General features: G+C 70.0%; 14 protein-coding genes. 6 read left to right on the top strand and 8 right to left on the bottom strand.

The window, feature by feature from the left end; all coding sequences use genetic code 11:
* Window positions 1-179 precede the first annotated feature (179 nt).
* The 4 genes from AC4D16_RS10730 (at window position 180) to AC4D16_RS10745 (ending at window position 3,669) form a co-directional block, all read left to right on the top strand.
* Window positions 180-947 carry an isoprenyl transferase gene (locus AC4D16_RS10730; protein WP_490950245.1) on the top strand — a complete coding sequence of 256 codons (768 nt, stop codon included), beginning with the start codon at window positions 180-182 and terminating at the stop codon, window positions 945-947.
* A gap of 335 nt (window positions 948-1,282) precedes the next feature.
* Complete coding sequence (gene phoH2 / locus AC4D16_RS10735) at window positions 1,283-2,554, top strand: RNA 5'-3' helicase PhoH2 (protein ID WP_490955188.1); 1,272 nt, start codon at window positions 1,283-1,285, stop codon at window positions 2,552-2,554.
* 132 nt (window positions 2,555-2,686) lie between these two features.
* Window positions 2,687-3,193: a prepilin peptidase gene (locus AC4D16_RS10740; protein ID WP_490950244.1), complete on the top strand. Its 507-nt coding sequence runs from the start codon at window positions 2,687-2,689 to the stop codon at window positions 3,191-3,193.
* Window positions 3,194-3,198: 5 nt separating this feature from the next.
* Window positions 3,199-3,669 carry an NUDIX hydrolase gene (locus AC4D16_RS10745; RefSeq protein ID WP_490954981.1) on the top strand — a complete coding sequence of 157 codons (471 nt, stop codon included), beginning with the start codon at window positions 3,199-3,201 and terminating at the stop codon, window positions 3,667-3,669.
* 14 nt (window positions 3,670-3,683) lie between these two features.
* Here the strand turns inward: AC4D16_RS10745 and AC4D16_RS10750 are convergent, their stop codons facing one another.
* The 5 genes from AC4D16_RS10750 to AC4D16_RS10770 form a co-directional block, all read right to left on the bottom strand.
* Window positions 3,684-5,375: an MDR family MFS transporter gene (locus AC4D16_RS10750; protein ID WP_490954982.1), complete on the bottom strand. Its 1,692-nt coding sequence runs from the start codon at window positions 5,373-5,375 to the stop codon at window positions 3,684-3,686.
* Entirely contained in the window at window positions 5,372-5,992 is a 621-nt protein-coding gene (locus tag AC4D16_RS10755; protein ID WP_490954983.1) for a TetR/AcrR family transcriptional regulator, read from the bottom strand. The genes AC4D16_RS10750 and AC4D16_RS10755 overlap by 4 nt, the downstream gene beginning before the upstream one ends.
* A 129-nt stretch (window positions 5,993-6,121) precedes the next feature.
* The gene (locus tag AC4D16_RS10760; protein ID WP_490954984.1) at window positions 6,122-7,603 is read right to left on the bottom strand and encodes a class II fumarate hydratase; all 1,482 of its coding nucleotides are present in this window, start codon (window positions 7,601-7,603) and stop codon (window positions 6,122-6,124) included.
* Window positions 7,604-7,684: 81 nt separating this feature from the next.
* On the bottom strand, window positions 7,685-8,299 hold the full coding sequence (locus AC4D16_RS10765; RefSeq protein WP_490954985.1) for a carbonic anhydrase: 615 nt from the start codon (window positions 8,297-8,299) through the stop codon (window positions 7,685-7,687).
* A 37-nt stretch (window positions 8,300-8,336) separates the two neighbouring features.
* On the bottom strand, window positions 8,337-9,014 hold the full coding sequence (locus AC4D16_RS10770) for a DUF4245 domain-containing protein (protein ID WP_490950238.1): 678 nt from the start codon (window positions 9,012-9,014) through the stop codon (window positions 8,337-8,339).
* 243 nt (window positions 9,015-9,257) lie between these two features.
* On the opposite strand from AC4D16_RS10770, the gene glpX reads away from it, so the two are divergent.
* Together glpX and AC4D16_RS10780 are read left to right on the top strand one after the other, a co-directional pair.
* On the top strand, window positions 9,258-10,283 hold the full coding sequence (glpX, locus tag AC4D16_RS10775) for a class II fructose-bisphosphatase (RefSeq protein WP_490950646.1): 1,026 nt from the start codon (window positions 9,258-9,260) through the stop codon (window positions 10,281-10,283).
* Window positions 10,284-10,321: 38 nt separating this feature from the next.
* Complete coding sequence (locus tag AC4D16_RS10780; protein WP_490954986.1) at window positions 10,322-11,356, top strand: lipid II:glycine glycyltransferase FemX; 1,035 nt, start codon at window positions 10,322-10,324, stop codon at window positions 11,354-11,356.
* A 51-nt stretch (window positions 11,357-11,407) separates the two neighbouring features.
* Here the strand turns inward: AC4D16_RS10780 and manA are convergent, their stop codons facing one another.
* The 3 genes from manA to purE form a co-directional block, all read right to left on the bottom strand.
* Entirely contained in the window at window positions 11,408-12,772 is a 1,365-nt protein-coding gene (gene manA, locus AC4D16_RS10785; protein WP_490954987.1) for a mannose-6-phosphate isomerase, class I, read from the bottom strand.
* An 88-nt stretch (window positions 12,773-12,860) separates the two neighbouring features.
* Window positions 12,861-14,459: an LCP family protein gene (locus AC4D16_RS10790; RefSeq protein WP_490955189.1), complete on the bottom strand. Its 1,599-nt coding sequence runs from the start codon at window positions 14,457-14,459 to the stop codon at window positions 12,861-12,863.
* Window positions 14,459-14,962: a 5-(carboxyamino)imidazole ribonucleotide mutase gene (gene purE / locus AC4D16_RS10795; protein ID WP_490954988.1), complete on the bottom strand. Its 504-nt coding sequence runs from the start codon at window positions 14,960-14,962 to the stop codon at window positions 14,459-14,461. The genes AC4D16_RS10790 and purE overlap by 1 nt, the downstream gene beginning before the upstream one ends.
* Window positions 14,963-14,998: the final 36 nt, after the last annotated feature.

Here is a 14,998-nt window from a genome sequence, read left to right on the forward strand (position 1 = left end):
CTAATCCACCAGGAGCACGGGAACTGCTTCCGGGCTCCGCTGGTCACAGTGGAGCGGACCGTCTCTTCAGCCCTTCATCACAGGTGCTGCCGGTACGGTATGAGGAGTCAGACGGGACGAACGTCCCGCACCATGGAGTCCCGGGTTCTCGCGGGGCGGAGCAGGGAGGGCGGCCGGGCGTGACGTGGAACTTCCCAGAGGTCGGCTACAGCTTCTACGAGCGCAGGCTGCAGCGAAACCTCGCGCCCGAGCGCATCCCGCACCACATCGGCGTGATGGTGGACGGCAACCGGCGATGGGCCAGGCTCGCGGGAGCACCGACGAGCCACGGACACCAGGCGGGAGCGGACAAGATCCACGAGTTCCTGGGCTGGTGCGAGGAACTCGGGGTGGACGTCGTCACGCTCTACATGCTCTCGACGGACAACATGGGGCGGCCCCAGGAGGAGATCGACCAGCTGCTCGGCATCATCGCCGACACCCTCGACCGCCTCGGCGAGAGCAACCGCGTGAGAGTACAACCCGTGGGTGCCCTGGACCTCCTGCCCGACGACCTCAGCACGAAGCTCGTGGACCTCGCCGCGCACACCGAGAAGATCGACGGCCTCCACGTGAACGTGGCGGTCGGCTACGGGGGTCGCCGCGAGATCGTCGACGCCGTGAAGGAGCTGATGCGCGATTCCGCCTCGAAGGGGATGTCGCTCGAGACCCTCGCCGAGGAGCTCACGGACCAGCACATCTCGTCCTTCCTCTACACCCGCGGGCAGCAGGACCCCGACCTCGTGATCAGGACGTCGGGGGAGCAGCGGCTCTCCGGGTTCCTCATGTGGCAGAGCGCCTACAGCGAGTTCTACTTCTGCGAGGCCCTCTGGCCCGATTTCCGCCGCGTGGACTTCCTCCGGGCGCTCCGTGACTTCGGGCGCCGGCAGCGGCGCTTCGGCTCCTGAGAGTTCATCAGGCCTTAACATCCGACACGCGGAAAACCCCTGCGCCGCCGCGGACGACGGCGTAGGGTCGAGCCATCGACGGCCGTCCAGAGCCGTCGACGGAAGGCCGCTGATGACGCCGACGGTGCTGACAGGCATCTCGTACGAGTCGGGGAGGCCGCGCCCGGCCTCCAGGCCGGAACGTCCCACCCCAACCCTACGAATTCGGGGTGGGTTCACCCCGGAGCGGAGTCCACGTGGCAACACTCAGCAGCACCCGCCAGCAGGCCGCCCGTCCCGCCGCCCTCGGCGCCGATGACCCGTCCGCAGCACCCTCGGGCCGTCGCAGCTACGTCATCGACACCTCCGTCCTGTTGTCGGACCCGCGGGCGATCCTGAGGTTCGCCGAACACGAGGTGATCCTCCCGGTGGTCGTCATCACCGAGCTCGAGGGCAAGCGACACGATCCCGAGCTGGGCTACTTCGCCCGGAAGGCGCTGCGGCTGCTCGACGACCTGCGCGTGGCCAACGACGGCCTCGACAGTGACGTCCCCCTCGGTGACGAGGGCGGGACGCTGCGGGTGGAGCTCAACCACGTCTCCGCCGAGGTGCTGCCGGTGGGCTTCAGGAGCGGGGACAACGACTCCCGGATCCTCGCCGTCGCCAAGAACCTGGCCGTCGAGGGTCACGACGTCACGGTGGTCTCCAAGGACCTCCCGATGCGCGTCAAGGCCTCCGCGATGGGGCTCCGCGCCGACGAGTACCGCAACGAGTTCGTGAAGGATTCGGGCTGGACCGGCGTGGCCGAGATCGACGCCACCGTGGAGGAGGTCGACGCCCTCTACGACCACGAGGCCGTCTTCACCCCGGCGGGCGCCGAGCAGCCCGTGAACACCGGCGTCATCATGCTCTCGCCACGCGGTTCGGCCCTGGGGCGCGTCGGCGCGGACAAGCAGATCCGGTTGGTGCGCGGCGACCGCGACGTGTTCGGGCTGCACGGCAGGTCCGCGGAGCAGCGGCTGGCGATCGATCTCCTCATGGACCCTGAGGTCGGCATCGTGTCCCTCGGTGGCCGTGCCGGCACGGGCAAGTCCGCGCTGGCCCTGTGCGCGGGCCTCGAGGCCGTGCTCGAGCGCCGGGAACACCGCAAGGTGGTGGTCTTCCGGCCGCTCTACGCCGTCGGCGGCCAGGAGCTCGGATACCTGCCCGGCAGCGAGAGCGAGAAGATGAACCCGTGGGCGCAGGCCGTCTTCGACACGCTCGGCGCCCTCGTCTCCCAGGAGGTCGTGGAGGAGGTCATGGATCGCGGCATGCTCGAGGTGCTCCCTCTGACCCACATCCGCGGCCGCAGCCTCCATGATTCCTTCGTGATCGTCGACGAGGCGCAGTCGCTGGAGAAGAACGTGCTGCTGACAGTGATGAGCCGCATCGGGCAGAACTCGAGGATCGTCCTCACGCACGACGTCGCGCAGCGCGACAACCTGCGGGTGGGGCGGCACGACGGCGTGGCCGCCGTCGTCGAGACCCTCAAGGGGCACCCGCTCTTCGGTCACGTGACCCTGACGAGGTCGGAGCGCTCGCCGATCGCGGCTCTCGTCACCGATCTGCTGGAGGGTGCGGAGATCTGACCGGCGGGAGCGCACCCGCGTCGGCCGACCGGGTGCGCGCCGGGCGCCGCCGTCCTCGCGGCGTCGTCGTCATCGTCCACAGGACCATGACGGCGGTGAGTGCTGCCGGACGACCTGGGCTAGCGTGAACTCGTGACCGCCGTCCTCGCCCGCTACCTGCAGGACGCACCCGCGGCGGCGGCGCTGCTGGTCCTCGCGCTCACCGGGTTCCTGCTCGTCGGGGCGCGCTTGGCCGTCATCGATGCCCGTACGCACCGACTGCCGGACCGGATCGTGCTGCCCTCCTATCCGGCGGCCGCCCTGCTCCTCGGAGCAGCAGCCGGCGCCGCGGGGGAGTGGGAACGCCTCGCAATCATGCTCGGCGGGGCAGCGGCGCTCCTCGCGGGTTTCGCCGCCCTGCATCTGGTGAACCGGCGCGGGCTCGGTCGCGGGGACGTCAAGCTCGCGGGGGTCCTCGGCCTCTACCTGGGCTTCGTCGGGTGGCCCGCCGTCTGGTGGGGACCGTTCCTCGCGGTGGTGCTGGGCGGGCTGTGGAGCCTGGCCCTCGTCCTGGCGCGGCGCGCCTCGCTCACCTCGCGCATCGCGTTCGGGCCGTTCCTCCTCCTGGGCACAGCGCTCGCGCTCGCCGTACTACGCTGATCCGCATGCCCACGCCCGACTTCGTCCTCGCGCTCCGCCGGAAGATCGGCCATGACCCGCTCTGGCTTCCCGGTGTCGGCGGTGTGGTGTTCGACGACGACGGCCGGGTGCTCCTCGGTCAGCGTGCCGACAACGGTGCCTGGACCATCATCACCGGGATGGTGGAGCCAGGAGAGGAACCCGCCGTCGCCCTGCGCCGGGAGGTCGAGGAGGAGACCGGTGTCGTCGTCGAGGTGGAGCATCTGCTGGACACCGGCGTCGTCGGCCCGATCACGTTCCCGAACGGGGACGTGTGCACGTTCCTGAATCTCGACTTCCGGTGCCGCGCGATCAGCGGGACGGCGCGCGTCAACGACGACGAATCACTCGACGTGCGCTGGTTCACCCTCGACGACCTGCCGGAGCTCAACCCCCGACACCTGGCGCTCGTGCGCGGCGCCCGGGAGTTCGACGGCAGGACCCGCTTCGTCTCCTGACGACGCGGCCGTCCTCAGGTGCCGGAGCCGCCGCTGTCCGCGGACCCACCGCGCGAGGCCTCCGCTGCTGCGGGCACCTTCGAGGTTTCGGAGGCGGACGTCGTCGTGCCCGCCATGCGCTCGCGCTCGAGACGGAGGGCCTCCTCGCCACCGATGGCCTCGCCCCGGGCCACCATGCCGGAGGTCTCGGACAGGGGGATCTCGCGCAGCAGCAGCGCCAGCACGAGGGCGATCACCAGGAACGGGACGAGGTAGAGGAACACGGGGGCCAGTGACTCCGCGTAGTCGCTCACCACGGCATCCCGCACCTGGTCCGGCAGGGCGTTCAGCGCGGCAGGGTCGAGGGTCGACGTCGCCTCGCCGGCAGCCTCCGGGCTCGCGCCGAAGGTGGAGAACGTCCCGTTGAGGCGCTCCGAGAGGCGGCTCGTGAAAATGGCCCCGAACACGGCGACGCCGAGGGAGGCGCCCACCTCGCGGAAGTAGTTGTTGGTGCTGGTCGCGACGCCCACCATGGTCGGCGCGACCGAGTTCTGCACCACGAGGACGATCACCTGCATGATGAGGCCGAGACCGGCGCCGAAGAAGAACAGCATGGTGCAGATGACCCAGATGGGTGTGCTCGCGGTCAGCGTGGACATCCAGAGCAGCGTGGCGATCGTCAGGGAGACGCCGACGATGGGGTACCTGCGGTACCTGCCGGACCGCGAGATGGCGATGCCGGAGTAGATCGACGTGCCCATGAGCCCCACGATCATCGGGACGAGGAGCAGGCCCGAGACGGCTGCCGACGTGCCGGAGGCCATCTGCAGGAAGGTGGGCATGAAGGCGAGGGCGGCGAACATGCCGAGGCCGAGCGTGAGGCCGATGCCCGTGCTGGTCACGAAGGTGCGGTTCCGGAAGAGCTCCAGCGGGATGATGGGATCCTCCGCGCGGCGCTCCACCATGACGAAGGCCACGACCGCGAGGACCATGCCTGCGCCGAAGGCCCAGGTGAGCGGGGACGTCCAGCCCTCGGCGGCATCACCGCCGAAATCGGTGAAGAAGATGAGGCAGGTCGTGGCGAGGGAGAGCAGGACCACACCGGCGATGTCGATGCGCTTCGTGGCCTTCTTCGAGGGCAGCCGCAGCGTGAACCAGGCGATCGCGAAGGCCGCGATGCCCACGGGGATGTTGATGTAGAACGCCCAGTTCCAGGTGAGGTGGTCCACGAAGTAGCCGCCGAGCAGCGGGCCCGCCACGGCACTGAGGCCGAAGATGCCGCCGAGGGGGCCCATGTACTTGCCGCGCTCGTTGGCCGGCACGATGTCCGCGATGATGGCCTGCGAGAGGATCATCAGCCCGCCGCCACCCAGACCCTGGATGGCGCGGAAGATCACGAAGGCCCAGAAGTCGGTGGCGAAGGCGCAGGCGATCGACGCGACGGTGAAGAGCGCGATGGCGAACAGGAACAGGTTCCGCCGGCCGAGGACGTCGCCGAACTTGCCGTAGATCGGCATGACGATGGTGGTCGCGAGGAGGTACGCCGTCGTGATCCACACCTGGTGCTCCACGCCGCCGAGCTGACCCACGATGGTCGGCATGGCCGTGGACACGATCGTCTGGTCGAGGCTCGAGAGCAGCATCCCGGCGATCAGGGCAGAGAAGATGATCCAGATGCGTCGCTGGGTCAGGAGGAGGGGGCCGTCCGGCGCCGTCGTGGAACTCATGCTGGGTCCTGGTTCTCGTTCTGGGAGGTGGGGAAGAGGTAGCGCAGCGCCTCGATGTTCCGTCGGAACACCTCGGCGTAGGTGAGGGTGTTGCCCTCGGCGAAGAACTCGTCGAAGGACCTGCGCGCGAGTCCGCCGAACACGAAGGTGGCGACTCGGGGCACGGGGTGGTCCGCGGGCAGCGCCTCGCGATCGACGATGGCGTCGATCAGGAGCTGGGATCTCGCCTCGGCTCGGGCGAAGAGCTTCGCGAGCAGCTGCGGTTCGCGCTGCAGGACGGCGGACAGGGTCAGGTACTCCTCGCGGGAGATCGCCATCCGATCGCCGAAGTCGGCGATGAGGGCTGTGAGGACCTCCAGCAGCGGGACGGGCTGCTCGGCCCTGCCGGACTCGACGAAGGCATTGAGGAGTTCCTCGGCCCCGGTGTCGTCGGAGTGGCCGAGGACGGCGTCCTCCTTGGTGGGGAAGTAGTTGAAGAACGTCCGGCGTGAGATGCCCACCTGCTCGCACAGGTGGTCCACGGTGAAGCCGCTCAGGCCGCCCTCGAGCGTGAGCCTCCTGGCCTCGGAGACGACGGACGCGCGCGTGCGAAGACGCTTGCGTTCACGTAGTCCCATGTCCTGGTTCGTTGCACTCGAAGTCACGGAGTACATATTTACACTCTGAGGTCTAGAGTGCAAATTGTTGTTCGGTACAACAGAAAGGGGTGCACCGCGATCGCGGTGCACCCCCTCCGACGACCCTGCTCAGCCCTGCGGGGGCCTTGTCATCGACAGGACGTCGAGGGCGGAGTCGAGCTGCTCCTCGGTGAGTTCGCCGCGCTCCACGAACCCGAGGGCGATCACGGCCTCGCGCACGGTGAGCCCCTCGGCGACGGCCTTCTTCGCGATCTTCGCCGCGTTCTCGTAGCCGATGTACTTGTTCAGGGGCGTCACGATCGAGGGGGAGGCCTCGGCGAGGAAGCGCGCGCGCTCCACGTTCGCCGTGATGCCGTCGATCATCCGGTCCGCGGAGACCCGTGTCGAGGTGCTCAGGAGGCGGATCGACTCGAGGACGTTGCGGGCGATCACCGGGATGCCGACGTTCAGCTCGAACGCACCGTTGGTACCGGACCATGCCACCGTCGCGTCGTTGCCGACCACCTGCGCGCAGACCATGATGACGGCCTCCGCGATGACGGGGTTGACCTTGCCGGGCATGATCGAGGAGCCGGGCTGGAGGTCGGGCAGGGCAATCTCGCCGAGACCGGTGTTGGGGCCGGAGCCCAGCCACCGGAGGTCGTTGTGGATCTTGGTGAGCGAGACGGCGATGGTTCGCAACATGCCGGAGATCTCGACCAGGGAGTCGCGGTTGGCCTGCGCCTCGAAGTGGTCGCGCGCCTCGGTGAGGGGCAGGCCGGTGTCCGTGGCCAGCAGCTCGATCACACGGGCGGAGAAACCGGCGGGCGTGTTGATGCCGGTGCCCACGGCCGTGCCGCCGAGGGGCACCTCGGCCACGCGTGCGAGCGAGGCGTGGATGCGCTCGATCCCGTAGCGGACCTGCGCGGCGTAGCCGCCGAACTCCTGGCCGAGGGTCACCGGTGTGGCGTCCATGAGATGGGTACGGCCCGACTTCACGACGCTGCTGAACTCCGCGGCCTTCCGCTCGAGTGCCTCGGCGAGGTGGGTCAAAGCGGGGACGAGGTCCTTGACGAGCGCGGAGGTCGCCGCCACGTGGACGGAGGTTGGGAAGACGTCGTTCGAGGACTGCGAGGCGTTGACGTGGTCGTTCGGGTGGACCGTCGTCGTGCTGCCCGCCGCTTCGAGCGCGCGGCTGGCGAGGGTCGCGATGACCTCGTTGGCGTTCATGTTGGAGGAGGTGCCGGAGCCGGTCTGGTAGATGTCCACCGGGAAGTCGTCGTCGTACCGGCCGGAGGCGACGTCCTCGGCGGCAGCCTCGATGGCACGTGCACGTTCCTCGTCCAGTACGCCGAGCTCGGCGTTGGCGGTGGCCGCGGCCTTCTTGATGCGTGCGAGGGCCTCGATGTGCGCGCGCTCCAGGCGCGTCCCCGAGATGGGGAAGTTCTCGACGGCGCGCTGGGTCTGGGCGCGGTAGAGCGCGTTGATCGGCACCCTCACCTCACCCATGGTGTCGTGCTCGATGCGGTACTCGCCGGCACCCGCATCCTCACCGCCGGGCGCAGCGCCCGTCGTCGTCGGATCAGGGCTGGCTGCAGGCGATGGAGTCATGCCGCCAATTCTCGCCTTCCGCGCGACACCGCGCCAAATCGGAAGTGCCCTCTCGCACGGGGCCAGTGCCGGACGGACGTGTCAGACGGCGTCGGCGCCCGAGACGAGCACGGCCTTGCCCTCGTCGAGGCTGTAGGAGACACCGATCACCGCGACCGATCCTGACCGCACGGCCTCGGAGATCACCCGCGAACTGTCGGAGAGGCGCTGCGCCGTCTGCCTCGTGTGCTCCACCACGGTGGCATTGACGTCGGTGACGCCTGCGCGCCGGGCCGTGAGGACGGACGGCGTGATGCGCTCCACGAGGTCGCGGATGAAGCCCGCGGGCATCTCACCGGTCTCGACGGCGTTCATGGTGGCGGTGACCGCACCGCAGCTGTCATGACCCAGCACGACGATCAGGGGTACACCGAGCACGCCGACGCTGTACTCGAGCGAGCCGAGCACGGCGTCGTCGATGACCTGCCCTGCCGTCCGGACCACGAAGACGTCACCGAGGCCGAGGTCGAAGATGATCTCGGCGGCGAGACGCGAGTCGGAGCAGCCGAAGACCACCGCGAACGGGTTCTGGTTGCTCACGAGTGAGGCACGGCGCGAGGCGTCCTGGTTGGGGTGCGAGGCGTCCGAGGCGACGAACCGCGCATTGCCGTCCTGCAGGCGCTGCCACGCGGCGGCGGGGGTCAGGCGTTGGGTCACGCGGTCACTGTAGCGTCCCTGGCCGCACGGCCGGTCCTCATGAGCCGTCCGTGTCGGCGGATGACAGGCGCTCGGCCTCCTCGACGGCGTTCTGCCGCACGTCCTCGATGACGGTCTCGCCCATGGTGTCGAACTCCGTGAGCGAGGCCTCGCCGTTGAGGATCACGGTATTGCCGTCCACCTCGGCGGTCAGCACGGTGTCGCCGTTGGGCGCATCGAGCAGCTCCCAGTCGAGCCCGCCGATGGTGCGGGTCCCCGAGACCTGCGCGTCGCCGATCCGCTGCGCCGTCCAGGTGGGGTTGGCGTCGTCGGTCTGGGTCAACTGGATGAACCCGGTGTCCGAGGTCAGGTACCCGACCTCCCAGAAGTCGACGCCGTCGCTGCGGCCCGTGACCCAGCGGGCGTAGTTGGAGGACCAGCCCTCGGGGAGGGCGGGGGCGGCGGGGAGGTACCCGGCGTCGCCGGCCGCCTGGCGCGCGATGGTCTCGACGTCGATGGAGCGCTGGTACGTCTCCGCGGTGTACGTGGGGTTCAGGAAGTAGACGGGCAGCACGACGGCGATGGTGGCGCCGGTGGCGAGCAGCATGCCACGTGCCGTGGAGCTGGCACGCTTCGCCTGGTTCGGCGTCAGCGTGATGGGCGGTGCGTCGTCGTTCAGTTCGGCCTCGAGGCGCGCCGCATCGGCCGCCCGGCGGTCCTCGCCTTGATCAGTCACCCCTCCATTTTCGCCGACGCGGGCCTCTGCGCCTAACCGGCTGCGGAGGTCACCCGACGTCGGCCGGGCATCGGCCGGGCGAAGGGACGCGGAGCGACGCGGCACGACCGCGGCCGGTGTGGAGGACGAAGGTCACAGGGCGCACGCGCGGAGGTCGCGCCTATGATGACATCACGGACTGCCAGGCGCCCGTGCACTGCCCGATGACCTTCGACGATGAGGATAGACGTGCCCAAGAACGCCATGAATGCCCAGTACTCGACGCTCTCACCGGCCCTCGCCGTCGGGGACGACGAGCCGGACCGGAACCTCGCGCTGGAGCTCGTCCGCGTCACGGAGGCCGCGGCGATCGCGGGTGGCCACTGGGTGGGCTTCGGGGACAAGAACCTCGCCGACGGCGCAGCAGTGGACGCCATGCGCTCGCTCCTTCAGACCGTCCACTTCAACGGTGTGGTGGTCATCGGCGAGGGCGAGAAGGACGAGGCGCCCATGCTGTTCAACGGTGAGCGCGTCGGTGACGGCAGCGGCCCGGAGTGCGACGTCGCCGTCGACCCGATCGACGGCACGCGCCTCACCGCACTCGGCATCAACAACGCGCTCGCGGTGCTCGCGGTCGCCGAGCGCGGCTCCATGTTCGATCCCTCCGCCGTGTTCTACATGGAGAAGCTCGTCACCGGTCCCGAGGCCGCGGACATGGTGGACCTGCGCCTGCCGGTCAAGCAGAACCTGCACCTCATCGCCAAGGCCAACGGCAAGAAGGTCAGCCAGCTCAACGTGATGATCCTCGACCGCGACCGCCACAAGCCGCTCATCGAGGAGATCCGCGCAGCCGGTGCGCGCACGAAGTTCATCATGGACGGCGACGTGGCCGGTGCCATCGCCGCCGCCCGGGAGGGCACCGACGTCGACGCCCTCATGGGCATCGGAGGAACGCCCGAGGGGATCGTGGCGGCCTGCGCCATCAAGTCCCTCGGCGGCGTCATCCAGGGCCGTCTGTGGCCCACGAGCGACGACGAGAAGCAGAAGGCGCTCGACGCCGGCCACGACCTCGATCGCGTGCTCTCCACCAACGACCTCGTCACGAGCGACAACTGCTACTTCGCGGCCACCGGCATCACCGACGGCGACCTGCTGCGCGGCGTCCGGTACAGCAAGGACAAGGTGCTCACGCAGTCCATGGTGATGCGCTCGAAGTCCGGCACCATCCGCGTTGTGGACGGCGAGCACCAGGCGCACAAGTGGCAGACGTACGCCCGCGTGCAGGAGTGACCGACGGGCACCGCCCGGGGCGGCTATAGGCTGGTCGGATGAGTCTTTCCGTGTCGCCCTGCTCCGATTCCGCCCTGTGGGACGCCACCGTCGAAGGCTTGGGGGGCCACCCGCAGCAGTTGTGGGGGTGGGGGCAGGCGAAGGCCAAGCACGGCTGGAGCGCCGATCGCGTGCTCGTCGAGGAGGACGGCGTGGTGGTCGGCGCTGCGCAGCTGGTGCTGAAGGCCCTGCCTGCTCCGCTGCGCAGCCTCGCCTACGTGCCGCGCGGGCCGCAGACGCTTGCGGGGCGTGAGGTCGAGGTCCTGCAGGCCGTGGCCGGGTACGTGCGCGCGGCCCACCGGTCCGTGGCGCTGTCCATCGAGCCCGACTGGGACGCGGACAGCGAGGCGGTGCGGGCCCTGCCCGCTGCCGGCTGGAGGCAGAGCGCCAACACCATCCTGATCGGCCGCACCCTCATCCTGGACCTGCGGCGTTCCGAGGACGAGCTCCTGGCCGACATGACCAAGAAGCACCGGCAGTACATCCGGAAGTCGGGGCGGGAGGGGCTCGTCATCCGCCGCGTGCTGCGGAGCGAGCTCGACACGTGCCTGGACGTCTATCGGCAGACGGCCGAGCGGGCTGAGTTCGGGATCCACGAGGCCTCCTACTACCGCGATATCTTCGACCTCCTCGGCGACGCCTCGCCCGTATACGCGGCGTTCGAGGGGGACGACGTCGTCGCGTTCCTCTGGTTGTCGACCACCGGGACCACCTCCTTCGAGCTGTACGGCGGCATGACGGCAGCGGGCGAGCGCCTCCGGGCCAATTACGCGCTCAAGTGGTTCGCCATTCAGGAGATGAAGGCCCGGGGGGTCTCGCGGTACGACTTCAACGGGCTGCTCAACGACGGCGTCTCGAAGTTCAAGATGGGCTGGGCCACGCACGAGGACCAGCTCGCGGGTACCTGGGACCTGCCGCTCTCACGGTTCTACCCCCTGTTCAGCCGCGCCCTGCCGCTCGCCAAGCGCACGCTGCAGGTGGGACGCAGCCAAGCAGGCAAGGCTGTTGCCCGCGTGCGTGGAGGGCGGGCCTGACGCTCCGGTCCGGGGAGGCAGGGGAGCGCAGTCGGGGAGCCTGCGGGTGCCCTAGAGCGAGGGTGCGCCGCCGACCGTGACCGCGAAGGCCAGCACCGGTCCGTCCGTGGCGCCGTGGGTGTCCGCAGCGGGCCTGACCACGAGTGGTGCCTCCCCGGCCCCCACGAACGCGCTGCCCCCACGGGGAACCGTGAGGGTGGCGTTGGGGGTGTCCAGGAGGATCGCGCCACTGACTGCGAGGACGACGACCGGGCCGTTCTGCACCACGGCCACATGGGCCGGGGTGACGCTCTCCCCGGGAGGTAGCGGTTCGTGCGCGTCGCCGGCCCCGCGGCCCTGCTCCGCGGCGGCACGGTCCCGGCCCGCGGCAGGGTCCTGGAGAACGATCCGCTGCAGCTGGAACTCGTCGAACGGCGGCCGGTACAGCTCCTGGTCGAGGAGCGTGTACTCCGGGGCGAGGGACGGCGGCGTCACGGGCTCGAAGACCACGGTGCCGAGCAGCTCGGACGTGTCCACGTGCTTGGGGGTCAGGCCGCCACGCAGCACGTTGTCGGAGGACGCCATGACCTCGATGCCGAGGCCGCGCAGGTAGGCGTGGATGTTCCCGGCGGGCAGGTGGAGGGCCTCGCCGGGACGCAGCGACACCCTGTTGAGGAGTAGTGCGATCAGCACTCCGGGATCGCCCGGGTACTGGTCGTGCAGTTCGGTGATCGTCGCGAGGTCGCGCTGCACGCCGTGCGCGGACGGCGATCCTGCCCCGACGGGCTCCGGGCGGCGCCGGACGGCGGCGGCGACCTCCTCGACCGCTTCCCGTGGCGCCGCGAGGAGTTCCTCGAACGCCGCGCGGAGTGCGTCCTCCCCGCCGACCGTGAGGCGCGCGGCGATGCCGTCCACCAGGGTGTGCGCGGCGGTGCCCGGGGCGACGGCGTCGGTGAGCTCCGCGAACACGGTGGCCGTCTCGGCAGGCGGTCTGAAACCACAGAGCGCGTCGAACGGGGTCAGCGCGTAGATCATCTCGGGCTTGTGGTTGCGGTCGCGGTAGTTGCGGTGCGGGGCGTCCTGCGGCACGCCGGCGGCCTCCTCGGCGTCGTACCCCGCCCCCGCCTGCTCGAGGCTGGGGTGCACCTGCAGTGAGAGCGCCGCGTCGGCGGCGAGCACCTTCAGGAGGTAGGGCAGGCGTCCGTGGTAACGGTGGGCGACTTCCGCTCCGAGGAGCCCCTCGGGGTCCTCGCCGATCACCTCGTCGAGGCGCCTACGTGTCCCGTCGGTGTGCACGACGACGGACGGCGAGTCGGGGTGGGCACCCACCCAGAGTTCGGCCTCCGGCCCGCCCGAGGGTTCACGGCCGAGCAGATCGGCGATGGCACGCTCGGAGCCCCACGCGTAGGGCCGCAGGGTGTTCTCGAGGAGGTACATCGTGGGGTCCTTCGCGGTCGCGGTCGGGTAGTGCGATGTACGTGCGGTGCGGTGTACGGATGGCGGAGCCGGCCTGACGCGGGTCGGCTCAGCCCGGTGAGCACTGTCCGTTGTTCGCGAGCAGGTCGCCGAGTGTCGCGTCGTCGCCGATCGTCGCGAGCTCCTGCAGGTATTCCTCGGTGATGCCGTCGCCGGTGACCTGCGCCGGGGGCTGCACGGTGGACCGGACGGCCGAGGGCGTGGTCACGCCGGCCCGCTCGACCTGCAGGGGAGCGGCCGCCGCAGGTTCGGCGAACATGTCCTGCACACGGGTGTGGATCAGATCGATGTCGGGGTAGGTCACGAAGTTCTCGGCCGGCGTCCCGAAGTCGGGTGGGCCGATCGTGAGCCGCCGCGTCTCCTGCCCCTGCGCCTTGAGCGCGAGGTCCACGAAGCTTGCCAGCTGGTCCTGCGGGATGTCCGTCTCCACGATCTGCGTCCCCGCGGCGGCGATGGACTGGAAGCGGGTGAGCACGGTGGCCGGGTCGAGCTGCGCGATCATGGCCTGCTGCACGCACTGCTGCCGCGCGATGCGCTCGTAGTCGGTCACGAACTCGCGGGACCTGGCGTACCAGAGGGCGTGATACCCGTCGAGCGTCTGGACGCCGGGGGCGATCCAGCCGTCGGGCGGGTAGTGACGGATGGGGTCGGTGCCCGGGATTTCGGCGGCCGTGATGGGAACCCAGCCGCCGGCGTCGATCCTGATACCGCCCATGGCGTCCACGAGCTGCTCGAAGCCGTTCATGTCCACGAGCAGGTACGCCTGCACCTCGATGCCGAGCACGCCGCTCGCCGCGTCCATCATCGCCTCGGCGCCGGGGTCCGAGGCCTCCGGGTAGAGGTCGGGGTAGTTCTGTGCCACGTCCGTGTACAGGCTGTTGATGATGCAGGGGTCACCGCAGTTGTAGCCGTCGGGGTAGACGTCCCACAGCGGCGACCCGTCCGCGAACGGCGCGTTCTGGAAGTTCCGCGGGATGCTGAAGGTGACCGTGGAGCCGGTGGAGGCATCCACGCTGATCACCGAGATGCTGTCCGGCCGGCGGCCCGTGCGGTCCTCGCCGGCGTCGCCGCCCATCAGCAGGAAGTTGTACCGGCCGTCCGCGGGGTCGAAGGCCGGGCCGGACTGGAAGATGGACCCCACCGTGGACCGGCCCACGCCGAGGACGTAGGCACCGTAGGCGAGCGAGCCACTGGACAGGAGCATGAGGAGCGCGAGGAATGCCGCCACGAGAGGACGCGCGCCCCGTTCGAGAAGGGGCATCCGGACCAGCCGGAGCGTGTTGACGAACAGCAGGGCCCACGCGACCGCGAGGCCGAGCAGCGCCACGATCAGCAGCAACGACCACCAGCGGTGCGTCACCACGCCCACCACGAGCGTCCGGTTGGTCAGCGCGAGTACCACGCCGAGCACCACGAGGCCCCAGCACGCGAAGGTGGTCCGCAGTGCGCGTCGGCCCAGCCGGCGATCGCCGGCGACCACCTGCGCCGAGCCCGGGAGGAGAAGTGTCATGGCGATCAGCACGAAGGCCCGTTTCGTCCGCACGGCCGGCGAGGCCGACTGCGGGAAGCGCACGGGATCGGTGAGGCCGGCCGGGCCCGAGCCGTCGGGTCCCGGGCGGCCGGCGCCGCGCACCTTCGTGCCGGTGATCACGACCGGTCCGCCGTCGACGCCGCGATACGGTGCCGCAGTGCGGCGCCCTTGCCCTCCGCGGTGACGCGGAGCGCGTCGGCGAACTCGGCGAGGCGCAGGCGGAGGGTGGCCGCGGCGTCGTCCGTGCCCGACGCGAGGATGCGCACGGCAAGGAGGCCCGCGTTGCGTGCGCCGCCGATCGAGACCGTCGCCACCGGGATGCCCGCCGGCATCTGCACGATCGAGAGCAGGGAGTCCATCCCGTCGAGGTGGGCCAGCGGCACGGGGACGCCGATCACGGGAAGAGGGGTCACGGATGCGAGCATGCCGGGCAGGTGCGCGGCACCACCCGCTCCCGCGATGATGACGCGCAGACCGCGCTCCGACGCGGTCGTGCCGTACTCGAGCATCGCGGCAGGCATCCGGTGGGCGGAGACGACGTCGACCTCGAAGGGGACGGAGAACTCGTCCAGGACGGCCGCCGCGGCCTCCATGACGGGCCAGTCCGAGTCGGAGCCCATCACAAGGCCTACCTGGGCGTGGGTCACAGTGCTCCC

The sequence above is a fragment of the Arthrobacter sp. TJ-236 genome, from assembly GCF_058269235.1.

Excerpts from the sequence above, each read along its gene's own strand:
- manA (WP_490954987.1), bottom strand. The coding sequence starts at position 12,772 with ATGTACCTCCTCGAGAACACCCTGCGGCCCTACGCGTGGGGCTCCGAG.
- AC4D16_RS10755 (WP_490954983.1), bottom strand. The coding sequence starts at position 5,992 with ATGGGACTACGTGAACGCAAGCGTCTTCGCACGCGCGCGTCCGTCGTC.
- AC4D16_RS10780 (WP_490954986.1), top strand. The coding sequence starts at position 10,322 with ATGAGTCTTTCCGTGTCGCCCTGCTCCGATTCCGCCCTGTGGGACGCC.
- AC4D16_RS10750 (WP_490954982.1), bottom strand. The coding sequence starts at position 5,375 with ATGAGTTCCACGACGGCGCCGGACGGCCCCCTCCTCCTGACCCAGCGA.
- AC4D16_RS10745 (WP_490954981.1), top strand. The coding sequence starts at position 3,199 with ATGCCCACGCCCGACTTCGTCCTCGCGCTCCGCCGGAAGATCGGCCAT.
- purE (WP_490954988.1), bottom strand. The coding sequence starts at position 14,962 with ATGGGCTCCGACTCGGACTGGCCCGTCATGGAGGCCGCGGCGGCCGTC.
- AC4D16_RS10760 (WP_490954984.1), bottom strand. The coding sequence starts at position 7,603 with ATGACTCCATCGCCTGCAGCCAGCCCTGATCCGACGACGACGGGCGCT.
- glpX (WP_490950646.1), top strand. The coding sequence starts at position 9,258 with ATGAATGCCCAGTACTCGACGCTCTCACCGGCCCTCGCCGTCGGGGAC.